The 19,936-nt window shown below is 61.5% G+C and carries 30 protein-coding genes; 11 read left to right on the forward strand and 19 right to left on the reverse strand.

Annotated features, from left to right (window positions below; genetic code table 11):
• Window positions 1-13: 13 nt before the first annotated feature.
• Together E5X34_RS25360 and E5X34_RS25365 are read right to left on the reverse strand one after the other, a co-directional pair.
• A complete protein-coding gene (locus E5X34_RS25360; protein ID WP_292570451.1) occupies window positions 14-160 on the reverse strand; it encodes a hypothetical protein in 147 nt (48 codons plus the stop codon).
• Window positions 147-758: a hypothetical protein gene (locus E5X34_RS25365; RefSeq protein ID WP_292570454.1), complete on the reverse strand. Its 612-nt coding sequence runs from the start codon at window positions 756-758 to the stop codon at window positions 147-149. Before E5X34_RS25365 ends, E5X34_RS25360 begins: the two co-directional genes overlap by 14 nt.
• 404 nt (window positions 759-1,162) lie before the next feature.
• Between E5X34_RS25365 and E5X34_RS25370 the strand changes: the two genes are divergently transcribed.
• On the forward strand, window positions 1,163-1,396 hold the full coding sequence (locus tag E5X34_RS25370) for a DUF2188 domain-containing protein (RefSeq protein ID WP_292570456.1): 234 nt from the start codon (window positions 1,163-1,165) through the stop codon (window positions 1,394-1,396).
• A gap of 337 nt (window positions 1,397-1,733) precedes the next feature.
• Here the strand turns inward: E5X34_RS25370 and E5X34_RS25375 are convergent, their stop codons facing one another.
• The 7 genes from E5X34_RS25375 to E5X34_RS25405 all read right to left on the reverse strand — a co-directional run bounded on the left by E5X34_RS25375 (window position 1,734) and on the right by E5X34_RS25405 (window position 6,439).
• A complete protein-coding gene (locus E5X34_RS25375) occupies window positions 1,734-2,480 on the reverse strand; it encodes an HIRAN domain-containing protein (protein WP_292570458.1) in 747 nt (248 codons plus the stop codon).
• A complete protein-coding gene (locus E5X34_RS25380; RefSeq protein WP_292570460.1) occupies window positions 2,473-3,402 on the reverse strand; it encodes a HipA domain-containing protein in 930 nt (309 codons plus the stop codon). Before E5X34_RS25380 ends, E5X34_RS25375 begins: the two co-directional genes overlap by 8 nt.
• Window positions 3,403-3,502: 100 nt before the next feature.
• The gene (locus E5X34_RS25385; protein ID WP_292570465.1) at window positions 3,503-4,258 is read right to left on the reverse strand and encodes a terminase family protein; all 756 of its coding nucleotides are present in this window, start codon (window positions 4,256-4,258) and stop codon (window positions 3,503-3,505) included.
• Between the two features lie 183 nt (window positions 4,259-4,441).
• On the reverse strand, window positions 4,442-4,795 hold the full coding sequence (locus E5X34_RS25390; protein ID WP_292570467.1) for a hypothetical protein: 354 nt from the start codon (window positions 4,793-4,795) through the stop codon (window positions 4,442-4,444).
• A gap of 205 nt (window positions 4,796-5,000) precedes the next feature.
• Window positions 5,001-5,774 carry a terminase family protein gene (locus E5X34_RS25395; RefSeq protein WP_292570470.1) on the reverse strand — a complete coding sequence of 258 codons (774 nt, stop codon included), beginning with the start codon at window positions 5,772-5,774 and terminating at the stop codon, window positions 5,001-5,003.
• Window positions 5,683-6,096, reverse strand: coding sequence for a hypothetical protein (locus E5X34_RS25400; protein ID WP_292570473.1), 414 nt, complete (start codon window positions 6,094-6,096; stop codon window positions 5,683-5,685). The genes E5X34_RS25395 and E5X34_RS25400 overlap by 92 nt, the downstream gene beginning before the upstream one ends.
• Window positions 6,083-6,439: a hypothetical protein gene (locus E5X34_RS25405; protein WP_292570475.1), complete on the reverse strand. Its 357-nt coding sequence runs from the start codon at window positions 6,437-6,439 to the stop codon at window positions 6,083-6,085. Before E5X34_RS25405 ends, E5X34_RS25400 begins: the two co-directional genes overlap by 14 nt.
• Before the next feature lie 368 nt (window positions 6,440-6,807).
• Here E5X34_RS25405 and E5X34_RS25410 point away from each other — a divergent pair, with 368 nt between their 5' ends.
• The 4 genes from E5X34_RS25410 (at window position 6,808) to E5X34_RS25425 (ending at window position 8,680) form a co-directional block, all read left to right on the forward strand.
• Window positions 6,808-7,125 carry a hypothetical protein gene (locus tag E5X34_RS25410; RefSeq protein WP_292570478.1) on the forward strand — a complete coding sequence of 106 codons (318 nt, stop codon included), beginning with the start codon at window positions 6,808-6,810 and terminating at the stop codon, window positions 7,123-7,125.
• Between the two features lie 135 nt (window positions 7,126-7,260).
• Window positions 7,261-7,794: a hypothetical protein gene (locus tag E5X34_RS25415; RefSeq protein ID WP_292570480.1), complete on the forward strand. Its 534-nt coding sequence runs from the start codon at window positions 7,261-7,263 to the stop codon at window positions 7,792-7,794.
• Window positions 7,795-8,030: 236 nt separating this feature from the next.
• Entirely contained in the window at window positions 8,031-8,300 is a 270-nt protein-coding gene (locus tag E5X34_RS25420) for a hypothetical protein (RefSeq protein ID WP_292570482.1), read from the forward strand.
• A gap of 74 nt (window positions 8,301-8,374) precedes the next feature.
• Entirely contained in the window at window positions 8,375-8,680 is a 306-nt protein-coding gene (locus tag E5X34_RS25425; RefSeq protein ID WP_292570484.1) for a hypothetical protein, read from the forward strand.
• A gap of 96 nt (window positions 8,681-8,776) precedes the next feature.
• On the opposite strand, the gene E5X34_RS25430 is transcribed toward E5X34_RS25425, so the two are convergent.
• Both E5X34_RS25430 and E5X34_RS25435 read right to left on the reverse strand, forming a co-directional pair.
• Window positions 8,777-9,196 (reverse strand): DoxX family protein, encoded by a 420-nt coding sequence (locus tag E5X34_RS25430; protein WP_292570487.1) that lies wholly within the window; start codon window positions 9,194-9,196, stop codon window positions 8,777-8,779.
• A 203-nt stretch (window positions 9,197-9,399) separates the two neighbouring features.
• The gene (locus E5X34_RS25435; protein ID WP_292570489.1) at window positions 9,400-10,191 is read right to left on the reverse strand and encodes a tryptophan 2,3-dioxygenase family protein; all 792 of its coding nucleotides are present in this window, start codon (window positions 10,189-10,191) and stop codon (window positions 9,400-9,402) included.
• A 134-nt stretch (window positions 10,192-10,325) separates the two neighbouring features.
• On the opposite strand from E5X34_RS25435, the gene E5X34_RS25440 reads away from it, so the two are divergent.
• Window positions 10,326-10,796: an Lrp/AsnC family transcriptional regulator gene (locus tag E5X34_RS25440; RefSeq protein ID WP_127302749.1), complete on the forward strand. Its 471-nt coding sequence runs from the start codon at window positions 10,326-10,328 to the stop codon at window positions 10,794-10,796.
• 601 nt (window positions 10,797-11,397) lie between these two features.
• On the opposite strand, the gene E5X34_RS25445 is transcribed toward E5X34_RS25440, so the two are convergent.
• From E5X34_RS25445 to E5X34_RS25460, 4 genes are all read right to left on the reverse strand, one after another.
• Complete coding sequence (locus E5X34_RS25445; RefSeq protein WP_127253456.1) at window positions 11,398-11,652, reverse strand: hypothetical protein; 255 nt, start codon at window positions 11,650-11,652, stop codon at window positions 11,398-11,400.
• 623 nt (window positions 11,653-12,275) lie between these two features.
• The gene (locus E5X34_RS25450) at window positions 12,276-12,629 is read right to left on the reverse strand and encodes an SPW repeat protein (RefSeq protein ID WP_292570491.1); all 354 of its coding nucleotides are present in this window, start codon (window positions 12,627-12,629) and stop codon (window positions 12,276-12,278) included.
• A 187-nt stretch (window positions 12,630-12,816) separates the two neighbouring features.
• On the reverse strand, window positions 12,817-13,896 hold the full coding sequence (locus E5X34_RS25455) for a sensor histidine kinase (protein ID WP_292570494.1): 1,080 nt from the start codon (window positions 13,894-13,896) through the stop codon (window positions 12,817-12,819).
• Window positions 13,897-13,947: 51 nt separating this feature from the next.
• On the reverse strand, window positions 13,948-14,193 hold the full coding sequence (locus E5X34_RS25460; RefSeq protein ID WP_292570497.1) for a hypothetical protein: 246 nt from the start codon (window positions 14,191-14,193) through the stop codon (window positions 13,948-13,950).
• Window positions 14,194-14,459: 266 nt separating this feature from the next.
• Between E5X34_RS25460 and E5X34_RS25465 the strand changes: the two genes are divergently transcribed.
• Window positions 14,460-14,798, forward strand: coding sequence for a hypothetical protein (locus E5X34_RS25465; RefSeq protein WP_292570500.1), 339 nt, complete (start codon window positions 14,460-14,462; stop codon window positions 14,796-14,798).
• A gap of 197 nt (window positions 14,799-14,995) precedes the next feature.
• Here the strand turns inward: E5X34_RS25465 and E5X34_RS25470 are convergent, their stop codons facing one another.
• The 3 genes from E5X34_RS25470 to E5X34_RS25480 all read right to left on the reverse strand — a co-directional run bounded on the left by E5X34_RS25470 (window position 14,996) and on the right by E5X34_RS25480 (window position 16,409).
• Entirely contained in the window at window positions 14,996-15,217 is a 222-nt protein-coding gene (locus E5X34_RS25470) for a hypothetical protein (RefSeq protein ID WP_292570503.1), read from the reverse strand.
• Between the two features lie 106 nt (window positions 15,218-15,323).
• Window positions 15,324-15,533: a cold-shock protein gene (locus E5X34_RS25475; RefSeq protein WP_042640010.1), complete on the reverse strand. Its 210-nt coding sequence runs from the start codon at window positions 15,531-15,533 to the stop codon at window positions 15,324-15,326.
• A 462-nt stretch (window positions 15,534-15,995) separates the two neighbouring features.
• Window positions 15,996-16,409 (reverse strand): HD domain-containing protein, encoded by a 414-nt coding sequence (locus tag E5X34_RS25480; protein WP_292570506.1) that lies wholly within the window; start codon window positions 16,407-16,409, stop codon window positions 15,996-15,998.
• 240 nt (window positions 16,410-16,649) lie between these two features.
• On the opposite strand from E5X34_RS25480, the gene E5X34_RS25485 reads away from it, so the two are divergent.
• The 3 genes from E5X34_RS25485 to E5X34_RS25495 all read left to right on the forward strand — a co-directional run bounded on the left by E5X34_RS25485 (window position 16,650) and on the right by E5X34_RS25495 (window position 18,548).
• The gene (locus E5X34_RS25485; protein ID WP_292570509.1) at window positions 16,650-16,853 is read left to right on the forward strand and encodes a CsbD family protein; all 204 of its coding nucleotides are present in this window, start codon (window positions 16,650-16,652) and stop codon (window positions 16,851-16,853) included.
• Between the two features lie 154 nt (window positions 16,854-17,007).
• On the forward strand, window positions 17,008-17,199 hold the full coding sequence (locus E5X34_RS25490) for a hypothetical protein (protein ID WP_292570512.1): 192 nt from the start codon (window positions 17,008-17,010) through the stop codon (window positions 17,197-17,199).
• 629 nt (window positions 17,200-17,828) lie between these two features.
• On the forward strand, window positions 17,829-18,548 hold the full coding sequence (locus tag E5X34_RS25495) for a Crp/Fnr family transcriptional regulator (protein WP_292570515.1): 720 nt from the start codon (window positions 17,829-17,831) through the stop codon (window positions 18,546-18,548).
• 42 nt (window positions 18,549-18,590) lie between these two features.
• On the opposite strand, the gene E5X34_RS25500 is transcribed toward E5X34_RS25495, so the two are convergent.
• Window positions 18,591-18,833: a hypothetical protein gene (locus E5X34_RS25500; RefSeq protein WP_292570518.1), complete on the reverse strand. Its 243-nt coding sequence runs from the start codon at window positions 18,831-18,833 to the stop codon at window positions 18,591-18,593.
• 768 nt (window positions 18,834-19,601) lie between these two features.
• Between E5X34_RS25500 and E5X34_RS25505 the strand changes: the two genes are divergently transcribed.
• Entirely contained in the window at window positions 19,602-19,799 is a 198-nt protein-coding gene (locus tag E5X34_RS25505) for a hypothetical protein (RefSeq protein ID WP_292570521.1), read from the forward strand.
• Window positions 19,800-19,936: the final 137 nt, after the last annotated feature.

Here is a 19,936-nt window from a genome sequence, read left to right on the forward strand (position 1 = left end):
CTCGCCGAACACGCTATTCGGCGGCCGCCGCAGATTGTATGGCGATGGCCGCGTCGGTCAGCTGTTTGAACTCTTCCAGTTTCATTGGATAGTACTGGTAGTTGCCACTGGCCATGCCTGCCAGCACTACGTATTTGCGGCCTTGGCTATCGCGCTTCAAACGCAGGGAAATCGTGCATTGGCGGTCCATAATTGGCGTGTCGATCCGTTGGATGACCTTGCCAGTGATCGCCATCTTGATAGAGCGGAAAATCGTCAAGAAGTTCATGCGGTCTGCCCCAAGCTCGATGAACTTTACCGCGCGAGTTCCGCCTTGTCGCCTTCACCATCTCACCTGAAAGCTCCCAGCGGATCGCTCTGCCCACCTGGCGCCGCGCCGCCTTGAACTCCGCCGGATCGACGATCGCCTCGCGCAGCATCATCACGCCGTAGCGCGTCGCGGCCATGAGATCGTCGCGCAGCTTCACCACCTGGCCGTTCTTGCGATGGTAGAGGCGGAATTCCTCGAACCAGGCGGCTAAGGTCGAAAACACCTTGAAGCGGCCGGACTGCATGCGGTCGAGCATGTCCATTAGGCCGGCCTCGACCGAGACGGAGCCGTCGGCGAAACGGGCGTGGCCGGTCAGCATGTTCAGCCCAGGCGCGGCATATTGCTTCGCCAGCGCCACGCCGGCGCCTTCCAGCGTCTCGCGCCGGCCGTCGCGCGGCCAGGCGAAGGGCAGCCATTCGCCCCAAGCCTTCAGCGCCACCGCCTGCATAGCGGGCGACCAATGGTCGAAACAGACAGTCGATCTCCGCCCGATCTCCGGGGCGCAGATTAGCGGCAATGTTGGAGAGGTCCCGCCGGCGTGGCGGGGACGACGCGAATGGGCATTCAGAGATATTCAGAATCGCACGGATGTCGAGTCGACGAAGCCGACGATGATGGCACTCAGACTAGTTGGACGGCCCACGGTTGGTGTCGATTGAAGCTGCAAGGCGGCACGACCTGCAAGGGCCAATCGACGAACAATCGTGTTGCTTGATGCACACCCATACGTCGGCGTCACCATCAGCGTGTGGCAGTAACTCAGGCGGATAGGTGATAACTTTCCCCTGGGGAAGACTCATGGTGTCTGCTCCGGTATAGTTCGTATCCCGAATCACCCAAGGAGCTGCCGCTATGGCACGGGTTCAATACTTTGTTGTCCTCCACGAAAATGAATGGAAGGTTACTTTGGACGGGAAGCACTATGGCCCGTACGCCACCCAAGCACTCGCGATAAAAGCAGCCGTCGATGCGGCTCATAGCACTGGAAAGAAGGGCACCGACGCCCAAGTTCTTGTGCAAGGAACGAACAATCAGTTCCGGACTGAGTGGACATATGGCAATGATCCCTATCCGCCGAAGGGATAGGTTTGGACTGTTTGCCTTCCAAGGCGGCCCAGAAAGCCGCCTTTTTTCGTTTGCCGAAGATCGCGTAGATTGGGCAGATAGCCACCTGCTGAGCAGCAACTCTCAGTCTGTCATATTGGTTTGCCGCATCACACTTGCGAAGTGAGCGCCAAGAGCCCCGGCGACCAGTGGCCGGCCTGCGGTCGCCAAGGTGCAGATTGGCGGTGATGTAGGAGAGATTCAATAGGATGCCGGAACAATGGATTTGGCATCACGCACCCATTGTCGAAAACCGACACTTTCTGGTTTGGCCACCAACAGCGAGGATCGGCTAGAAACAATCTCAAGAAGCAGACTTTTATCTAGCCTTTTCAAACTCCACAAAGGGTTGATGGACTTCTGATTGCATAACCTGAAAACCGCTAGGAACCACCGATTCAAATCGGCACAGCAGCCGAAGCTGAATTGGTGCGTCTTGATTGGTTCGAACCACCTTGATCCTCGCACTGGCGCAAGACTTCTTGTCGATGAGAAGACGCTTAATGTCCTCGGCATAAAACGTTGGGATGTACCCGACCAAGATCGTGTCATCTTCGCCACGAAGGGCCACAGCACAAGGGTCCACAGGGTTTTGGACATCCAGCAGAGGCAACAACCTTCCGCCAATCTCCAACTTCTTTGACCAATCCAAGACGTCTTTGTGCATATGTCGCATGGCATGGACAAAGAATTCGAGTTCATAGCGGCCGTCCGCGACGGCCGGTTCGGGGTACATCAAAATTGAATCTGTTCCTGGAATTAATCCAAATTTCGACAACAGCTCGAATTCGTTCCCCATTTCGCGAACGTTGAGCCAATGCGCCATCTTTTCAAAATCCCCCCTGCTCCGAGAAGGGATTCTGTTTGTAAACAGAGGAATTAATTCTTCAAACCGATATTGAAATTTTGGATCCATACGGAAAAGATCAAAAGGAATTGTTCTTAGATATTTTACGCCCTTCGTAAAAACAAAGTAGTATGCGTCTTTCTCTTTAGTCAACCGCCCAATTGTATGCCATTTGCGAGTAGCGTCATCCTGCCACGCCACGAAAATACGATTAGACATTTGTGGCTCCCAAAATCATTGCCTGATTGGCACACAACATACGAATCGCGAAACGGGCTGCCCCTTCGTCAATCCATTCTTCGCCAATCTGTCCAAAGACCTTGCTGAACGCCTCCTCAGAAAGCTCGCCGATGCGGGTCGCCCAAAACTGAGTAGCCTCGGGGTACACTTTGACCAATTCGTCGACCAACTCACAGAGGTGCAGGGTGCCAGGCGTATTGCTACCGAAGAAGGCGGACTTACCGCGCTCCGCATAAGCCTCAACCGTCGCACGGTGATCTTTGGTAGTAAGTCTCATTGACCGCTTCTCAGCAGGCTCATTTCTACCGAGGGACGACGCATGATCAAAACTCGGCGCTAGATGAACGGAAATATTTTCCTTTTCGACATTTACAACTACGCCCCAGTTCTCATGATGTCTGTCGGTGTTTCCGATCAATGCATCAAATAAAAGGTAGCCTACAAATACCTCCGTGGCCGACAAATTCTTGAGTTCCTCTTCCCATCCCACCGGCTTTCGAAGTCCTCGAAGCCGTTTTATCAGGTTCAGCACATGGCCGATCTTGTAGTCGATCTGTTGAAACCTTTTGTTCCCATCGTAACCGTCTACTACTCGCGCAAGCAGCATGTTACCCGGAATGAACTGTGCCGCATCTGGCATGAAACGCTCAGACACAACTCCTTTTACGTCACCGATACGAGCGAAATCATACGAAGCGCATGGAATGCCCAGCAGCTTGCAAAGCTCAAAGGACACTTTTTCCGCCCAATTTTCTCCAGTATTGGGCCGACCTATCTTAAAGAGGTGCGGCCGCCGAACCAACTCGTGGCCCTCGCTGGGAAGCACCCAAGTCTTCTCTTTTGTGCCGAGACTCTCCGGACGCTGAGAAACGAAGTCGCTGATGTTGTAGACTGGAAACACGCGCTAAGCGCCCTAACCTACAGAACAATACGCTGAATCGGCCACCTTGTGTCAACGGTGCATTTAATGACTGCTGCCATCCTAGTGACGCAGAGTTCGCTCACCTGAAAGCTCCCAGCGGGTCGCTTTGCCCCGCCGGACGCCGCGCCGCCTTGAACTCCGCCGGATCGACCACCGCATCCCTCAGCATCATCACGCCGTAGCGCGTGGCGGCCATCAAATCGTCGCGCAGCTTCACCACCTGGCCGTTCTTGCGATGGTAGAGGCGGAATTCCTCGAACCAGGCGGCCAAGGTCGAAAACGCCTTGAAGCGGCCGGACTGCATGCGGTCGAGCATGTCCATCAGGCCGGCCTCGACCGAGACGGAGCCGTCGGCGAAACGGGCGTGGCCGGTCAGCATGTTCAGCCCATGCGCGGCATATTGCTTCGCCAGCGCCACGCCGGCGCCTTCCAGCGTCTCGCGGCGGCCGTCGCGCGGCCAGGCGAAGGGCAGCCATTCGCCCCAGGCCTTCAGCGCCAGCGCCTGCATGGCGGGCGTCTGCTGGGAGGCGCGGTGCGCCTTGGTCACATAGACGACATCGGCCTCGGTATCCCAGGCAAGCTCGACCGCGGCGGAAGGATGGTCCCAGCCGAAATCGAGCGCGCCGACCCGCGGCCACCAGCGCGGCAATTTGAACGGCTCGCAGGCGATCAACTCCTCCGCCACCGGGAAAATGCGGCCCGAGCCCAGCACCGGAATGCCTTTCGCGCGGGCCTCGCGTTCATGCTCGGGATAGGCGGCGATGATTTCGGCGCGCTGCTCAGGCGAATAATGCCCGGCATCGTCGATGGTCATGAAGGTGACGTGGCGGGACATGGCAACTCCAGTTCCTCGCCCCGCGAGAGCGGGGAGAGGTGGCGCGGCGAAGCCGCGACGGAGAGGGGATGGCGCCGGCTTTGACCAGGGACGGGAGGCCATTCGCCAAGCGCTCTACGAAGGCCCCTTTCCGGCCGCTGCGCGGCCACCTCTCCCCCCGCTTCGCGCGGGGCGAGGAAAAGGTCAGCCCTTGTACCCTTCGTTGACGCAGTCGTTCTTCCAGGCCCAGTCGAAGTCGGCCTGCGACATGGGCGAGCCGAGGCCCGGTTCGACATAGGGCCCGGCGCCGTCGATGTAGACGATGAAGCGCGTTTGCTTGGTGAAGATGCCGACCTTGCTTATGACGACGCCGCAGGTCTGTCCGGTCGCGCTGTCGCCGGTGAGATCGACATGGGAGAAGGTTGCCTCCGGATTATTGACCAGGCCACGCATCCTGGCTTCCGCCGAAGCGATCGCATCGGCGCGCCAGTCGCCGCTGGAGCCGGAGCAGGCCGAGAGCAGCGCGCAGAGAAAAAGCAGTTCTGGCAGGGGTCGCATGTCGGCTCCGGATCGGCCGGAAGCTACTCGACCTCCGGTTGCGGCCAAAGCGGCATCGCAAATCATGGTTTCGGTGTGGTTTCGTGAAGCGCTCTTTCCTCGGCCCACGCAAGTGGGGAGAGGTGGCGCGGCGAAGCCGCGACGGAGCGGGGGCAGCGCCGGCTTTTGATGCAAGAGCGGAAAGCTGCTCGTTAAGCTTGTCGCTCTAGGACATCCCCCTCTCCGGCCGCTGCGCGACCACCCCACCTTGCGGGGGCGAAGAACCCAAGTTCTGAACCGCTTCAGCCGACAAAAACCTCAGCACCACATCGCTCATGCCGAGCAGCGGCGTGAAGGTCACGATGGTTATGCCGTCGGTGGCATTGGTGCGGGTCAGCCCCTCGGAATAAATGTCCAGCGGCGGCTCCTCGTCGAACCACACGCCGTGCAGCGTCTCGCCCTGCCATTTCTCGCGGCCCTTTTCGTAGCTCTTGAAGGAGAGCACGCTTTCACCGGCCTGGACGTCGCCACCGCCGCCCCAGCGCACGATGACGCTGTCCAACGCTCCGGGCGTACCGCGGCCCATCACCGTGCCGGCGATGGCATTGGCCGGGATCATGCCGGTGCCCCATTCGTCCTGCTGCTGCGGCGGGCCGACCAGCACGCGCTGCGGATTGTCGCGCGTGCCTTCGCCGGTGACGCCGGCGGCCCAGAGCCTGACGGGCTGATCGAACACCTTGCCCGCCCACCAGTCGGGATAGCGGCCGGTGAGGTGCATGGCCCATTCCGCGCCCCCTGCCCTGGTCTTGCCGAGCTGGTTGCCGGCCATGAACAGGCGCTCGCGGTGGGTCGCGCCCGCCGTGTGAAAGGCGGCCTGCCTTTCGTATGGCGCGTAGGCGGCGAGAAGATTACGGCGCCGCCTTCGGTCCAATTCCTCGAGCAGCGCCAGATAGGTCTGCATCGCCGTCGAGGAGCGGCCGAAGGCTCGCCTCGAGACCACGGATGCGGCTTCGGATCTCCTCATCGCTCAGTTGCTCGAGAGTGGTTTTATCGGCATCGAAACTTTCCGAGCTGGCCGCAAAATCCTTGGGCAGCAGCGTCAGCACGACCTTGAGATACTGGTCGGGCTTTTCGGCCCTGACCGCCGCGATGACGCCGGCGCCATGAGCGCTGAAATCGGCGCGAAGGGCGGCGGCGAAGTCATCGACGAGCGTCTTTCGCGGTCGTTTGCGGCAGGCGGCGGCTTGAACCGGTGCGGACCTCGCTCGCTTCGCGCCGGCGGGCTTGCGGCTCGCGGCCTTGTCGGCGTCAGGCCTGGGCATCGGACGGTGTCGCTTTCGCTTGTCTTGCCTTGCGCGGCTTGCGCGCCGGCTTCTTGCGCGGCCTGGCGCGCCTCGGAGGCTCGCCATCGACGGCCGGCGCGGCAATCGCCTTCAGCTTCGCTGTCGCGGCACGGACCACCGAGGCATCGAGGCCCCAGCGCGGGAAGCCGAAACCGGCGACCGCGTCGACCGGTCCGCCGCGCACCATGCCGATGCGCACGCCGGGCGGAACCTGCTCGACGCGCCCAGTGCGGCGTGGCGGGTCCGCGCCTTCGAACGCGCCGATGGCGCTGACGATCTCGGCGCCGTCATCGGCGGTGATGATGGTGGCATAGCGTGGCATGGAGCCTCGGGGCAGAATGGTGAGGCCGCGCTCCATCGCGCCAGCGCTCGAAAGAAATGGATGGCCAAAAAACAAAACCCGCCTCGCGGCGGGTCGTTGGCGCAAATCAGCACCATGGACAAAATAGTAGCATAGCTGCCCTCACCAGGCAAGAGGTTGCAGGCATATTTTCCTATCCTCCTGAGGCCAGCCTTTGTCCCAGACCTGCTGACAAAAAACCCGATGCGCCACAGCCAGGGATTGAACCGCAGGCAAAAGCCGCGCGAGTTTTTGTCGGAACCAACCGTGGTCCGACGGGTTCCACCCTCAGTCGCAGACGCGACAGACCCTGCAACAGACGAACCGTCTCGAAACAGAGGAGAAGAATCATGCTTACGAAGATTCTCGCGGCTTCGGCCCTGACAATCGGCCTCGCCACGGCGGCGATGGCCCAGACCGCGAACTCGCCCGATAATTCGGCCGGCAGCGGCCAAAGCATCACCGTCGAACCGAGGACGCCGGCCGCCCCGCCGCCTGACCAGATGGCGCCCGACACCGGCACGACCGGCAGCGTCACCGGCGGCGATATGAATTCCAACGCCGACAAGAACTGCCCGAACAGCCCGCAGGGCGCGCAGGCCGATGCCAACAACACCGCCGCCACGACGGCGCAGCCGAACGTCAACGATAATAATTGCGGCAAGTAGGCGTGCAACTTGCTCTCGCTGAGGCCGTGGAGCAACTCCACGGCCTTTATCTTGGAGCCGGCCTGACCGGCTCGGCAAGGCCGGTCGGAACCATGCGGCCTTCCGACCGTTGCAAGGGGCACAAAGGAGAAACCCATGGCAGACAATGAAAGCAGCAGCGGTGGCGCCGCAAACGGCGCCGGCACCTCGAGCACTAGCCCAGCCAGCGAAGCGCGTCCCCGTAACGCCGCTTCGCGCAGCAGCGGCGCGTCGCGCAGTGGCGCCGCATCGCGCGGCAACGCCAGGGCATCCGAGGCGGCCATGAAGAAGCAGATCGCGGAGTTGAAGCGCGAGGTGAACCGCCTGAACCGCGCGCTTTCCGAGCAGGCCGAGGAAGCGTCCGAGGCCGCGCAGGGCTGGTACCAGAGCGCGGCCGACCGTGCATCGAACCTTTATAGCGGTGCGGCCGACCGCGCGTCGAACCTCTACAGCGGCGCCTCCGGCCGCGCGTCGCGCGCGGCAAGCCAGTTGCGCAGCCAGGCGCAGAGCGTTTCGGAAACCGTGCAGCAGAATCCGGGCACTTTCTCGACGGCCATGCTGATCGGCGGCCTTATCGGGCTGCTGGCCGGCATGGCGATCAGCCGGACCTCGGACCCCGAGCCGGACTGGCTGCATCGCTGGCGCAGATAGGCATTTCCGGTCCGGCTGGAGCAGCCGGGCCGATCAACGGTAGTAAGCGAAGGCTGCCTTGATGCGGCCGCGCGGAGAAGAAGGCCGGGCCGGCGCGCCCGGCCTTCTCTTTTGGATGCCGGGCTTTTTCATTTCAAGGTTGTGTCGTCCCCATCCTTTTGCTGTGGCCGGTTGTCCCGGGCTGGTCATTAGCGGAAGCTTATGGGATCATCCCTCGGGGAATCGCGGAGAGCGGCATGGACAGACCTGCCATGGCATCCGTCTTTCGGATGCGGCATGTGCCTGCAAACATTTCGGGCGTTCGCAGCCTTGGCAGAGGCCAGGCCGATCCGATCTTTCATTCGAGACCACTCGGCGAGGCAATTCGCTTCATCGCTCAGGCCGATGGCCAGTACGACCTCAGCGCCGTCGCCATCTTCTACGGCGACCGCCAGACGCCGCCGCTGGGCAACCGCGAGATCAGGCAGCTCTGGAGCGAGTATGGCGAGCGGCTGATGGAGGCGTAGGCGGCGCAGGCTTTCCCGCCGGATCGGAAACGCCGCTCATGCGTTCTTGTGGCGAGGCCAATGAGAGGAACGCCATGAACGTCGCCAATCTCCAACTCGAAGGCCTGCTGATGGCCGTCGCAGCGATCAACCACGTGCTGGTCAAGAAAGGTGTGCTCACCGTCGAGGAAATCGACATCGCGCTGCGCAAGGCCGAGGCCGGTGAGACCGGCGAGGAGCGCTCGGAGGCGATCTCGGCCTCGAACCGCGACGCCATCAATTTCCCGATCCGGCTGCTCGAGCTCGCCAACCAGTGCCAGCCCGAAGCGGAGATGCCGTCCTTCTCGAAGCTGGCGCGCATGGTCGGGCAGATGAAGGAGCCGTATAACGACCAGATGTGAGGTTGCGGAAAGGCGCCTTGCCTGGAGATGCCTGCGCCGCCCCTCATCCGCCCCTTTCGGGGCACCTTCTCCCCGTAGAACGGGGAGAAGGAAAGGTTACGCCCTGCCCGGCCAGCCTTGGCGCAGGGCCAGCACGCTGCCCGGGCCGTGGGCGGCGGCGTAGAGCAGGCCGGCGGCGAAGGGGAAATGCGACATGAAGGCGCCGAACTCGGCCTGGTTTCCGACCCAGTGCGACGGGCCGTGGAATGCAAAGCCAAGGAAAACGACATAGACCGCGCCGATCAGCGCCAGCGGCGTCAGATAAGCGCCGGTCAGGAAGGCGATCACCAGCAGCGTCTCCAGGAGCGCGGCGCACCAAGCGAGGAACAGCGGGAACGGGAACCCGGCGGCGGCGATGTAGCCGGCGGTGGCGCCCATATCCATCAGCTTGAAGGCCACGCCCATCGCGAACATGGCGGCGAAGATCAGGCGAGCGATGAGAATGGCGGCGGTCTGCCAGGTCGATTGGGTTTCCACGAGTGTCCCTCCGGGTTGTCTGTTGATGCCCCAAGGACGGACGAAGGAAGAGGATTCCGACAGGGGGGTGGAAAATTGTTGGAAACGGAGACGCGGCGCCTCTCCTTCTCCCCTTGTGGGAGAAGGTGGATCGGCGCGTCAGCGCCGAGACGGATGAGGGGTGTTCCAGCGGAGTGAGACGCTGGCTGTCCCTGGAGCACCCCTCATCCGGCCGCTTCGCGGCCACCTTCTCCCACAAGGGGAGAAGGAGAATGGTGCCGCGGATGGCTGATCGAGTCCCGCACGGTGCCGTATTCGGCGCCCCAGCGGTCAGTCATGTCGCAGCGTATGTCCCACAGCTCGGGGAAGAAGCGATGGCGGGCGCCGCCTTCCAGCATCTCCACCGGCCTGCCCTTCAGCGACTTCGAGCCCAGGCCGATCGAGCGGTGAATCAGGTAGAGGTGGTTGGCGCGGAATTTCTGGAACAGCTCGTCGAACTCGATCAGCGCCTCGGCCACGACATAGGCGTCGCCATGGTCGTAATGCTCGTCATAGATATCCGCCACGGTCAGCCCGCGGCCATCGAGATAGGCATGCTTGAAGGCCCGCCAAAGGTCCGGCGGCAGGCGCAGCAGGAATTTGAAACCCGGCGATTCCTGGCCGCTGCCATTGCCGAGCTGCAGGCGGATCTGCTGGTACTCCTTGGGCGACATGGTCTCCAGGAGATCGAGCTGCGCCGTCATCATACGCATCAGCCGGTGCACGCGGCCCATCAGCGTGACGACGCGGTGGGTATCCTGTTGCTCCAGGTAGTCGAGCACATCGACCAGCGTGTAGGCGATGAGCTTCATCCACAGCTCCTCGACCTGGTGCACGATCTGGAACTGCAATTCGTCGGCGTTGACCATCTCGGCAAGCGGCTTCTGGCAGGCGAGCAGCTGGTCGCATTTCAGATAGACGCCGTAGTCGCGCATCTCGGGCGCCTCGATGCGGGCGTGATAGTCCGTCTTGTCCATGGCTCATCCTCCTCGGGGCATGACCGCGCCACAAGGATAGCGCTCCCGGCTTGAACATTGTTCCTTTCTGTTATCTAAATAGCTTGAAATGAAGGACGATTAGCGCTTCTTCGCGCCTCAATGGAGAACGAACCGTGCTGGATGCCCTGGACCGCAGAATAGTCGCCGCGCTCGAGCGCGATGCGCGGATCTCCTTCGGCGAGCTGGCAGAGGAGGTCGGCTTGAGCAAGACGCCGTGCTGGAAGCGCGTGAAGGCGCTGGAAGAGGCAGGCGTCATCCGTGGATATTCGACCCGCATCGACCCGGCCAGGATCGGCTTCGGCATCGAGGCCTTCATACAGGTGTCGATCGACTTCGAGGTGTCGGACGCCTTCGAGGCGGCGGTGAAGACGCATCCGCTGATCCGCCGCTGCTACGCCACCACGGGTGAAGCTGACTATCTGCTGCAGATCGTCACCGTCGATATGATGGCGCTCGACCGCATGCTGCGCGAGGAGCTCAGCCGCCTGCCCGGCGTGCGCCGCACGGTGACCTCGATGGCGATGCGCGAGATCAAGGGCGACATCTCCTTTGCCGAGGCGGCGGCGCGTGCGCTGAGGGGATGAGGCGAGCACACCGAATGGCCTGAGCGCGGCGAGCATGGAGGGGCGCCGAGCCCTGACTTTTTCTGGGATGGTCGAGAACGGGCTCGAACCTGTCTATAGTCGCGACGGGGGTACGGCGGTGGCGGTTCATCTCAATGAAGATCAGGGCGCAGGCTGCCCCGCGATGGCCGGCGCGAGGCTTACGCCCGCGATCGCCATGAAAGCGCAAAGCCGCAAGCGTCCCGTCGGCAGCCGACCGGCGGGCCGCGCACCTATCCTGATTGAGATGATATCCGCCACCCGCGCACCCCCGTCGCAATCATAGACCGGTTCAACGCCCGGTCCTCGATCATCCCAGAAAAAGTCAGGGCTATGCGTAGGTCAGAAAGGCCAATAAGCAGGCGACATGGACCGCCTTTATTGGGTCAGACGACCTTGGCCCGTCGCAGCAGCCTGCGGTCCGCGCAACGGGCCAAGTGGCCTGCCTTTTGCCCGCCAGCTAAAGGCTGGCTCCTCCCATCCTCCGCTTCAGGGCAGCGGAGAGCTCGAACAATGACCGGGTTGTGCGAGGCTTGGCGATAACTTTTGTTAGTCCCAACTAAAATAAGCAACCCGACGCTGGCTAGCGACCGACGTGGTGGATCGCTGGCAGCGTCTGGGAGACGCTGAGCGTAGCAGAATAGACAGGCCTGCCGACTTCATCATGGACGGACACGGTCACCGTTTCATCCAAGTCGCTTGAAGCCATTTCGTCAACGGCGATGTCGTGCAGAGCCTTGAGCGCTTCTCGTCGCATCTCGCTCAAACTGCCGAGATCGACCCAGGCATCACCCAGGCACTGCCCGTTTCGGATGACCTCGAACCTGTAATTCGACATGTGCCATTGTGAGACGAAGCGATAGCAGCCGCATTAAAATTTGAGAGCCGGCTTGCTAATAAGTTTCGGCGATCGTCGATGGCGACCGATAACCCTTCACCAAAGACCGCCCGCCGATCTGGCCAGCGGGCCTGAACGTCACTTAAAAAAGATGCAGCAACGCTAAAATAAGCCTGTGCACTGTCAGAATTTGCGGTCGCTGGGCCCGCTCAGACAGCTCACTTTGATGGTGCGGCGAACTTCGATTCGCCGGGCCGGCGCCGGGAAATCCACCCCAACAGGCAACGGGCGCCGGTCACTTACATTGGGGCGGGGGCTGCCGCCATAGCGCCCCGCTGGCGAGCGGAGGCTTGGAGCCGGCTACCCGCGCCGCCTCTTCCTTCTCGGCGTCGGCCTTGCGCTTCGGGCATTCCTCGAAATCATGGTCACGGCCGCCGCAATAGGAGCAGCATTTCGCGGGGGCATCGGGGTGGAGCATCGAGACCATTCCCAAGAATGCACGAAAAGGTTTCCGGTTGCAGCAATTGCGTGAAGCCGCAACACCGCCGCCTTGCGCCATGTCCGAGAAGATCAAAATTCGAGGAGCTCGCCGCTCGCGCGGCGGGCTCCCGACCGATCACCGCTCACGCATGCGCGTGAGGATGACGGAAGTCCCAGACGGCCCAAGCCGATGCCACGACCACCAGCACGCCGAGGACGACATGCGTAGTCATGACATTCGTGTCAGCCGCAAAGCCCAGAAGCCAGGGCGACACGATCAGCCAGAGCCCGAGGACCGCGCTGACCCATTCTTCCCACTCGGCGAACACCGAAAGCGTCGCCAGCGCCAGCGCGCCGAGCAGAACGCCGACGATCCAGGCGTTCCACGCGGGCACCATCGCCGCGGTGAATCCGATAACCCAGGGTGAGATGAAGAGGCAGATCGCGAGGACCAGAGTAATCCAGTCCAGGCTCTTTCTTGTTTCAATCATTGCCATGACAACCTCCTTGGAGCTTGACCAAAGCAACTGTATCCGCGTGGACATTGCACGCTCACCATTGATGTAATTACGCTTTTGCGGCGCTGCAAGGAGGGCCTGAGCGGCCGCGGCTCGCCCGGGCCGATCTCATCCGCCAGACGGCAAGGTGCAAATCACATCGGCGCCGGCCACCGCGAATAGACGCTCAAACGGCGATGTCGCTGTCGGTCTCGGCGCCGAGCTGCGGAACGATGATTGCCTCGAGCGGCGCGTCGAGCGCCCATTTCAAACTGCCGGCCGAGCGTTCGAGACTGGAAGAACCGCTCAGCGATTGCGGGGCCACCCGCTGCAGCACCACCGTGCCGAACCCTTTTCGTTCGGCGCCCCCCTTCTCCTTGCCATTCCTGTCAGCGACCCCAATTCCTGCCGCGCTGGACGTCTCCTGCCACAGAAGATGAAACCGCCGCCGCGCGTCCGGACCCGTCTCGACCCTCCAGGTGATTTCCACATGGCCCCCGTCGAAGGCAAGGGCGCCATATTTGGAGGAGTTGGTGCCGAGCTCATGGAAGGCCATGCCGAGATTCTGCACCGCATTCGACTGCAGCGTCAGCAGCGGCCCGGACAGAGAGATGCGTTCCTCATGGCCGAAGGGCTTCAGATGCTCCTGGACCAGGTCGAACAGGCTGGCGCCGGCCCATTCCGAGGTCACCAGAAGATCGTGCGAGCGTGACAGCGCCATGATGCGCGCGCGGATCATCTGCTCGAACTCAGCCGGATCGGTCGAGCGCTTGCTGGTTTCCCTGACCATCGACAGGATCACCGCGAACTGGTTCTTCACGCGGTGGTTGACCTCGCGCATCAGCAGCCGGATGCGGCGCTCGCTTTCCTTGGCGGACGTGATATCGCGGGCGATCTGTGAGGCGCCGACGATCTCGCCCGCGCTGTTCCTGATGGGAGAGACGGTGATCGACACGGCGATCAACGAGCCGTCCTTGCGCTTGCGCGTCGTCTCAAGGCTGCCCACGCCCTCGCCCCGGCGGATACGGCCGATGATCTCGGTTTCCTCGCTGTGCATATGCTCGGGGATCAAGATCAGAATCGACTGGCCTATCACCTCCTCGGCGCTGTAGCCGAACATGCGCTCGGCCGCGTGGTTCCAATCGGTGATGACGCTGTTGAGATCCTTGCCGATGATGGCGTCATAGGAGGAGTCGACGATCGCCGCGAGGCGAGCATCGGCATTGGCGTTCGGACGAAAAAACCCCCCTGGACTGGTCATGCGCATCAAATAGGGCCGTCCGCAATCAAGGCAACATATCCGCTGGATCGCATCCGCTTACGGCTTGGAGTCGCCGGAGCCGTCGCCCGCTGTCCTGTCCGAGGATATCACGCCGAAATCCTGAGACTTCACCCCCGCATGCGCGGTGAGGAACCCATCCGACAACAATCCTCGACGCAAAAGTTCGCGGACCGCGGCCGAACGGCTCGGCATGCGCTTTTCGAAACGCCAGTTCTCCAGCGCGGCCAACTCCTCGTCGGTCAGCATGATCTGCAATCTTTGCGGCCGTTCCAGCTCAGCCATGCCTGCCTCCCTGACAGACAAAAATGCTACGAATGAGTAAGTGCCTCATTGTGAGTAGAAGTAGGATTTGTCGCATAGGACGTCAAGAATGGCGAAGCTGTGAAAGACGGCACAAACTAACGATACCAACGATGCGCCGAAACCACATTTGTTGTTCTATGCTAACTTGTTGATTTTCTTGTCGCTTTCTGGATTTTTTGCTTGCAATCCGTGACCGTCGGGCGCAGGGTTGAAATTGAGGGATAACCTCCAGGGAGGAGGCATCCATGTTCCAAAGATTTTCCATCCGCTTGCGCGATGACGCCCACCACAAGGTCCAGCGGGCTCTGCGGACCAAGGGAATCGTCAACATCATCCGGCTTTCCGAAGAGATCAGGTTGAATCATCTGGCCGAGAACATCGCCCGAGAGGACATAGAGAGCCTCGTGATGGAGATATCACAGCTCTACGGGGCGCCGATCGAGTTCGACGACGAGGCCCTTACTGCGCTCGACCTGCCGGAGGTCCTTGCGCCCGACAATCGCAACGACCTCGAAAAGATGCTGGATGGGCGCACGCTCGGCGGCGAGATCAGCATCGACGTGCTGCATATGAAACGGTGCTAGGCGCGTCGCGTCTGAACGACCCCAATCGACCGCGCCCCTCCAGGTCTGCGCGCGTCGCCGCGCTCCTTGCTCCGCCCTGGAATGACGAGGTTCAGAAGCCTCCAGCTCATCGCCGACGTTTGCGCTGACTACCCATCGGACGTCGATAGCCTTGCCCTTGAAGCCTGCAATGTTTCAACGTCACCTGCGTTGAGGAACTAGCCCTTCTTCGGGCGCTTCGCAGCGGTTTTCTTTGGCAGTACCACTGGCGCTTCGGCTTCCTGCGCCAGTCTGGCGGCGCGCAACCGCTCGGTCTTGGCCGCCCTCTCCTTTGCTTCCAGGTCCTGAATCTGCCGAGAGACACGAGAGGTCGTGTCGGTCTTGGCTTCCGTGCGGGATGGGACCGGCTTGAACAGGCCGGTATCCGGTAGCGACTTCATTGTCTTCTCCTTAATCAAAAAAGGCCGGGCAAAGCCCGACCTTCTCCAACGCGCCTCTGCGGCCGATGCCAGTACATCCGTGGTCAAGGACCCCGAGGCGCTGTGATCAGGCGGCTTGCAGATTCTCGGCCGCGCTTTTGCCGCTGCGGGCATCCTTCACGACATCGAAGCTGACCTTTTGGCCTTCGACGAGGGAACGCAGCCCTGCGCGCTCCACGGCCGAGATGTGAACGAACACGTCCGGCTGGCCGCCGCCCTGCTCGATAAAGCCGAAACCCTTGGTGGAATTGAAAAACTTCACCGTTCCAGTAGTCATTGCGATCTCCTTACAAATCGACGCAAAATTATACGCGCTCGGCAACCGCCAAGCGACGAATTCTTCGAAATTGAGAGGGAAGATCGCAGGGGCGCATTTTGCGCGAAAACAACGTTCTTTCAGCAAGATCGATTTGCTCTATATAGCTCTTAATTTCCTCAGCGACAAGGCCTCCTGGCAGAATACTTCAAACCGCGGTCCGTCCAAACCAAAGCAGTTCCCCCCGGAACGGTCGATCCGACAGAGCGTTGCTCTCTGCATGCAAGAGCGCGGATTCGGGGTAGCAATGGCCGAAAGGGACAACAATCCACCCTCTCCCGACGTGGTGAAGCGATTGATGCAGGAGACGGGAATCAGGGAGGCACAGGCGCGCGATCTCGTCCGCCTTATCGGCCTGGACTGGAGTTCTCTTGTCCGCGAGGCCAAGTTGATCGCTTCCCCACCCCGGGATTAAGTCCGGATTCAGCCCCTGGAATCCAGATGGTCGAGGATGGCAAGGCCGGTTTCGTATTTCTCAGGCGCTGCGCCCGCCTGGTGCGCCTGCCAGAGATTGTCGCGCAGATCGGCTATCTTCACGGCCAATGCCAGCTCGTTCGAGGCGGCGCGGCAAAGGAAGCCCTCCTCGCTCTCGTCCATGCGCCGCGTCAGCGCATCGACCGCGGCCACCACCGACTGGCCGAACCCTGCGCCCTGCAGCCTCTCCAGGGTCCAGCCGTCGCCTTTCTCGACAATGTCGTGCAGATAGGCGACGGTCTTTTCGTCCAGCGTCTCGACGGCATCGGCAACGCGCCTCAGATGTTCGATATAGGGCCGGCCGGTCTTGTCCTTCTGGTCGCGATGAGCCTGCTCGGCTATCTTTGCTGCCTCGTGAAGCATGTTTGTTCCAATCTCGTCACAATAGAGCCCGCCCCGGCGAGGGACGGCCGAGGCGGGCTTGCTTGGGTCTGGGCCCGTTAGGTGGCGCGCCTTTCGCGGGGGGAGCGGGGCTGCGCGCCATCCTGCCTTGCAGAACAGCGGCGCTGCGCGAATGTTCCCGCCCGGAGAAAAAGACTTGTCCGCAGGAACCTCGCGACCGCGCTGCCGTTAGCCCTGCGTGTCCAACAGGAGGTCCGGCAAATGGATTGGAACCGCGTCGAAGGCAATTGGAAGCAGGTGAAGGGCAAGGTCAAGGAACAGTGGGGCAAGCTCACCGACGACGACCTCGACCGCATCGCGGACAAACGCGACCAGCTCGAAGGCAAGATCCAGGAACGCTACGGCATCGAGAAGGATCGCGTGCGCCGCGACATCGACGACTGGTACAGCCGCCAAGGCTGGTGACAACCGACGGCCCCAAGCAAAGGGCGCTGCCGGGCGGCAGCGCCCTTTTGGTGTTGGCGTCCGGCGCATCTTCCCATGCGGAGACCGGGACTGAAATTCGGCTTGTCCGTACTCGCGCTGGAACCTTCATTCGCGGTCCGCATTTGTTGTGGCCATGGATATTTTCGACGCAAATTCTCTGGTCATCGAACAGGCAAAGGCCCTGCGCGCCGAAAACAGCCGCTTGCGGCAGCTGGCCCGGGCGTATGTGGAGCAATCCAGGACCCTCGCCCGGCAATCGGCAGCGGCTCGGAACCAGCCACGTCTGGCATTGCCGATGATAGGCGACTTGACGGAGATCGAATGAGCCCTAGATAGCTCAGATCGCTGGTACCCCCCCCACTGGACACCATTAGCGGCTGAGAGACGACGAACGCGCTCCCGTCTGAATACGGGAGAGCGCTATGCGCCAAACCAGAACCCCGCCGCCGCGGGCACGCGAAACCTTCCAGGATCAACTGATCCAAAGCAGCAAAGACGCGATCGAGCGCTCCCGAGACTTGCTGCGCCGCACCGAGCGTCTGGTGCGCCCAGGACTGCCTATTGTCTCGGCACAGCCCTCCGACGAAACCCCTAATCCCTAGAGCAATTGCAGGTACATCTGGGCGGCTTTCCGCCCGGAATTGGTTAAACCAACGGGATTGGAAGATTTCACCGTTCTCGTGAAACGGTGAAATGCTCCGGCCGCACGACTGCTTCGAGTGCGGCCAAACCATGTCGCTGTTGCCTGCAGGCGCGAACAGCGACATGGCGCGATCGGCTCCAGGCCATCGGACCGGTCATGCTTTCCGGCATTTCGCGGGGAAAAAGCGCCGATCTATCAAATGTTAGCGCGCTCTGTTCAACAACCCCATACCTCGTCAAACGCGCCTGTTTTTGAATCACTTGTGACATCCCCTGTGACCGGGCCGCTCGGCCTGCTCATGGAAGACATGAATGCTTGAATCGCTTTTCCTGAACCTCGGCCAGCACGACAGCCTCTCGGACGAGGAAAAATCCCTGCTCGGCGATTTGATGGCCGGCGAGCGCAGCTTCACCGCGGGGCAGGATATCGTCGCTTCGGGATCGCGGCCGGTCTACAGCACGCTTATCCTGGACGGCCTCGCGGCCCGCTACAAGGTGCTTGCCGATGGCGGCCGACAGTTCTCCTCGCTGCAGGTTCCAGGCGATTTCGTCGATCTCTACGCCTTCCTGCTGAAGACCATGGACCACGGCGTCATCGCGCTGTCACCCTGCCGCGTCATCCTGGCCGACCATTCCAAGCTGCGCAGCATCACCGAGCGGGCGCCGCACCTGACGCGGCTTCTGTGGCTTGACACGCTGATCGACGGCGCCATCCATCGCGAGTGGATCGTCGCCATGGGACGGCGCTCGAAGGTCTCGCATCTGGCGCATCTGTTCTGCGAGCTGTTCGTCAGGCTCGAGGTGGTGAAACGGACCAGCGGCATGAGCTTCCATTTGCCCGTTTCGCAAGCCGAGCTCGCCGATGTGCTCGGCCTGTCGGTGGTGCATATGAACCGCGTCATCAGCGCGTTGCGCAACAGCGGCGTGATCGCCTGGGCGAACCATACGGTTACGATCCTCGACTGGCGGAAGCTGCAGCAGATCGCCGAGTTCGACCCGACCTATCTCTCGATGACCCGCGAGCCGCGCTAACGCCCCTTCCCCAACCCGCTGCGCTTTTCTGGCCGACAGCCATCAGTCGCCGCGTCGTTTGCGGTGCGAAGACTCCTGATTCTCGCCGCGCAGCATCTGCCTGTTGTCGGGATCGATCAGATCGCGCTCTCCGGGCTTCAAGGCGCTGCCCTTCGCGCGGGCGGCCCGCTCCTGGCTCGGCCGCTTCAGCTCTTCCCTGGCGTTGAAATCCTTGCCGGCGTTCCTGGTGTTGACGCGCTCCTCGATGATGCGTTGCTGCTGGTCGTGCGTTGTCTTGCCTGCCATGACGGTCTCTCCTGTGTTGAAACCAATCTGTCAAAATGGAGAAGCCCGCCCGGAGGGGAGCGGGCGGGCTTCTATCGGGAGGATTGGAACCCCGATGGCGGCGGGCTTCGGGGATGCCGCCGCGGACCAAACCGGCGAGCGGCTTTTATGTTCCGGCAGGAAGGGACGCTGGCTGAGTTTAACTGAGCCTAGCGCGCTACAGCCCGCTCACGGGCTACCGCCAGCGGCGATGACAAATCACGATTGCGCAGCGGAACAAGTCCAGGCGCTTGCGGTTTCGCAGTGATCAGGACTGCGTGAAAATGGCCCAGGATCGACGTCACAACGAAGCTCTCGCCAAGTTGCTGAGACAGCAGTTTTCCAGCGAGTTTTTGAGACGGCACTTGCGCGCGTGGCCACTTTCCGGGTTGACCGTCAGCTTCCCGAGCGCCTTCGAGCCCTGCTTGAAAGGCTGGGGCGAAGGAACGGTCGAAATCACAAAGGAGATGACAACCGCTGAGTGGCCAAGTTCGGGCAATCAGGAGAGGCGCCGTTAAGACTTCGGTCCGGACCGCGCGGGACCGTGGGCCCACACCGGGAACGGAAGCCACTTGCTCCCGTTGGTCGAAGGCGAAAGCTGCACAGGCAGCGCCTCATCAAGAATTGAGAGAGAAGACATGAACAACATCATCTGGCTCGTAGGAGCAATCGTCATCGTCCTTGCCATCCTTGGATTCCTCGGCATCCGGTGACGCTGGCGGGCGGCACTTAATTCAGAAGCCGCTCCCGGTGGGCAACGTGCAGCGCCTGCGTGACTTCGAACAGATCAAGCAGCTCCAACGCCTGCTCGGCTGGAGCGCCCAGCTCGATGAGGCGATCGATGATCTCTCGCTGGCGAGAGATATGACGCGCTCCCGTGCGGATATGACGATTGAGCATTTGAAGCTCGGTTTCGGGGCTAACCATCTGGTTCCAACGCGAGGGTAAGGATCGCCAACATAGTATTGTACGCCTGCGATCGCGCCGGCTTTGATCTTCATCAATTTCCCGAGGGGCCTGGTTGTCATGGCGCGCCTCGACTCCTCTCTGCCACGGGGATATGATTCCAAAGCTCGGAGGCCGAG

The organism is Mesorhizobium sp., from assembly GCF_004963255.1.
Taxonomy (GTDB): Bacteria; Pseudomonadota; Alphaproteobacteria; order Rhizobiales; family Rhizobiaceae; genus Mesorhizobium.

Bases quoted from the DNA above. Each gene is read 5' to 3' on its own strand.
- E5X34_RS25370 (WP_292570456.1), top strand. From the start codon at position 1,163: ATGGCACGGGTTCAATACTTTGTTGTCCTCCACGAAAATGAATGGAAG.
- E5X34_RS25445 (WP_127253456.1), bottom strand. From the start codon at position 11,652: ATGTCGAATTACAGGTTCGAGGTCATCCGAAACGGGCAGTGCCTGGGT.
- E5X34_RS25480 (WP_292570506.1), bottom strand. From the start codon at position 16,409: ATGCTTCACGAGGCAGCAAAGATAGCCGAGCAGGCTCATCGCGACCAG.
- E5X34_RS25420 (WP_292570482.1), top strand. From the start codon at position 8,031: ATGGACAGACCTGCCATGGCATCCGTCTTTCGGATGCGGCATGTGCCT.
- E5X34_RS25450 (WP_292570491.1), bottom strand. From the start codon at position 12,629: ATGGCAATGATTGAAACAAGAAAGAGCCTGGACTGGATTACTCTGGTC.
- E5X34_RS25485 (WP_292570509.1), top strand. From the start codon at position 16,650: ATGGATTGGAACCGCGTCGAAGGCAATTGGAAGCAGGTGAAGGGCAAG.
- E5X34_RS25405 (WP_292570475.1), bottom strand. From the start codon at position 6,439: ATGCCACGCTATGCCACCATCATCACCGCCGATGACGGCGCCGAGATC.
- E5X34_RS25415 (WP_292570480.1), top strand. From the start codon at position 7,261: ATGGCAGACAATGAAAGCAGCAGCGGTGGCGCCGCAAACGGCGCCGGC.
- E5X34_RS25455 (WP_292570494.1), bottom strand. From the start codon at position 13,896: ATGCGCATGACCAGTCCAGGGGGGTTTTTTCGTCCGAACGCCAATGCC.
- E5X34_RS25495 (WP_292570515.1), top strand. From the start codon at position 17,829: ATGCTTGAATCGCTTTTCCTGAACCTCGGCCAGCACGACAGCCTCTCG.
- E5X34_RS25385 (WP_292570465.1), bottom strand. From the start codon at position 4,258: ATGTCCCGCCACGTCACCTTCATGACCATCGACGATGCCGGGCATTAT.
- E5X34_RS25390 (WP_292570467.1), bottom strand. From the start codon at position 4,795: ATGCGACCCCTGCCAGAACTGCTTTTTCTCTGCGCGCTGCTCTCGGCC.
- E5X34_RS25375 (WP_292570458.1), bottom strand. From the start codon at position 2,480: ATGTCTAATCGTATTTTCGTGGCGTGGCAGGATGACGCTACTCGCAAA.
- E5X34_RS25435 (WP_292570489.1), bottom strand. From the start codon at position 10,191: ATGGACAAGACGGACTATCACGCCCGCATCGAGGCGCCCGAGATGCGC.
- E5X34_RS25365 (WP_292570454.1), bottom strand. From the start codon at position 758: ATGCAGGCGGTGGCGCTGAAGGCTTGGGGCGAATGGCTGCCCTTCGCC.
- E5X34_RS25410 (WP_292570478.1), top strand. From the start codon at position 6,808: ATGCTTACGAAGATTCTCGCGGCTTCGGCCCTGACAATCGGCCTCGCC.
- E5X34_RS25470 (WP_292570503.1), bottom strand. From the start codon at position 15,217: ATGAAGTCGCTACCGGATACCGGCCTGTTCAAGCCGGTCCCATCCCGC.
- E5X34_RS25465 (WP_292570500.1), top strand. From the start codon at position 14,460: ATGTTCCAAAGATTTTCCATCCGCTTGCGCGATGACGCCCACCACAAG.
- E5X34_RS25460 (WP_292570497.1), bottom strand. From the start codon at position 14,193: ATGGCTGAGCTGGAACGGCCGCAAAGATTGCAGATCATGCTGACCGAC.
- E5X34_RS25475 (WP_042640010.1), bottom strand. From the start codon at position 15,533: ATGACTACTGGAACGGTGAAGTTTTTCAATTCCACCAAGGGTTTCGGC.
- E5X34_RS25500 (WP_292570518.1), bottom strand. From the start codon at position 18,833: ATGGCAGGCAAGACAACGCACGACCAGCAGCAACGCATCATCGAGGAG.
- E5X34_RS25400 (WP_292570473.1), bottom strand. From the start codon at position 6,096: ATGCCCAGGCCTGACGCCGACAAGGCCGCGAGCCGCAAGCCCGCCGGC.
- E5X34_RS25490 (WP_292570512.1), top strand. From the start codon at position 17,008: ATGGATATTTTCGACGCAAATTCTCTGGTCATCGAACAGGCAAAGGCC.
- E5X34_RS25425 (WP_292570484.1), top strand. From the start codon at position 8,375: ATGAACGTCGCCAATCTCCAACTCGAAGGCCTGCTGATGGCCGTCGCA.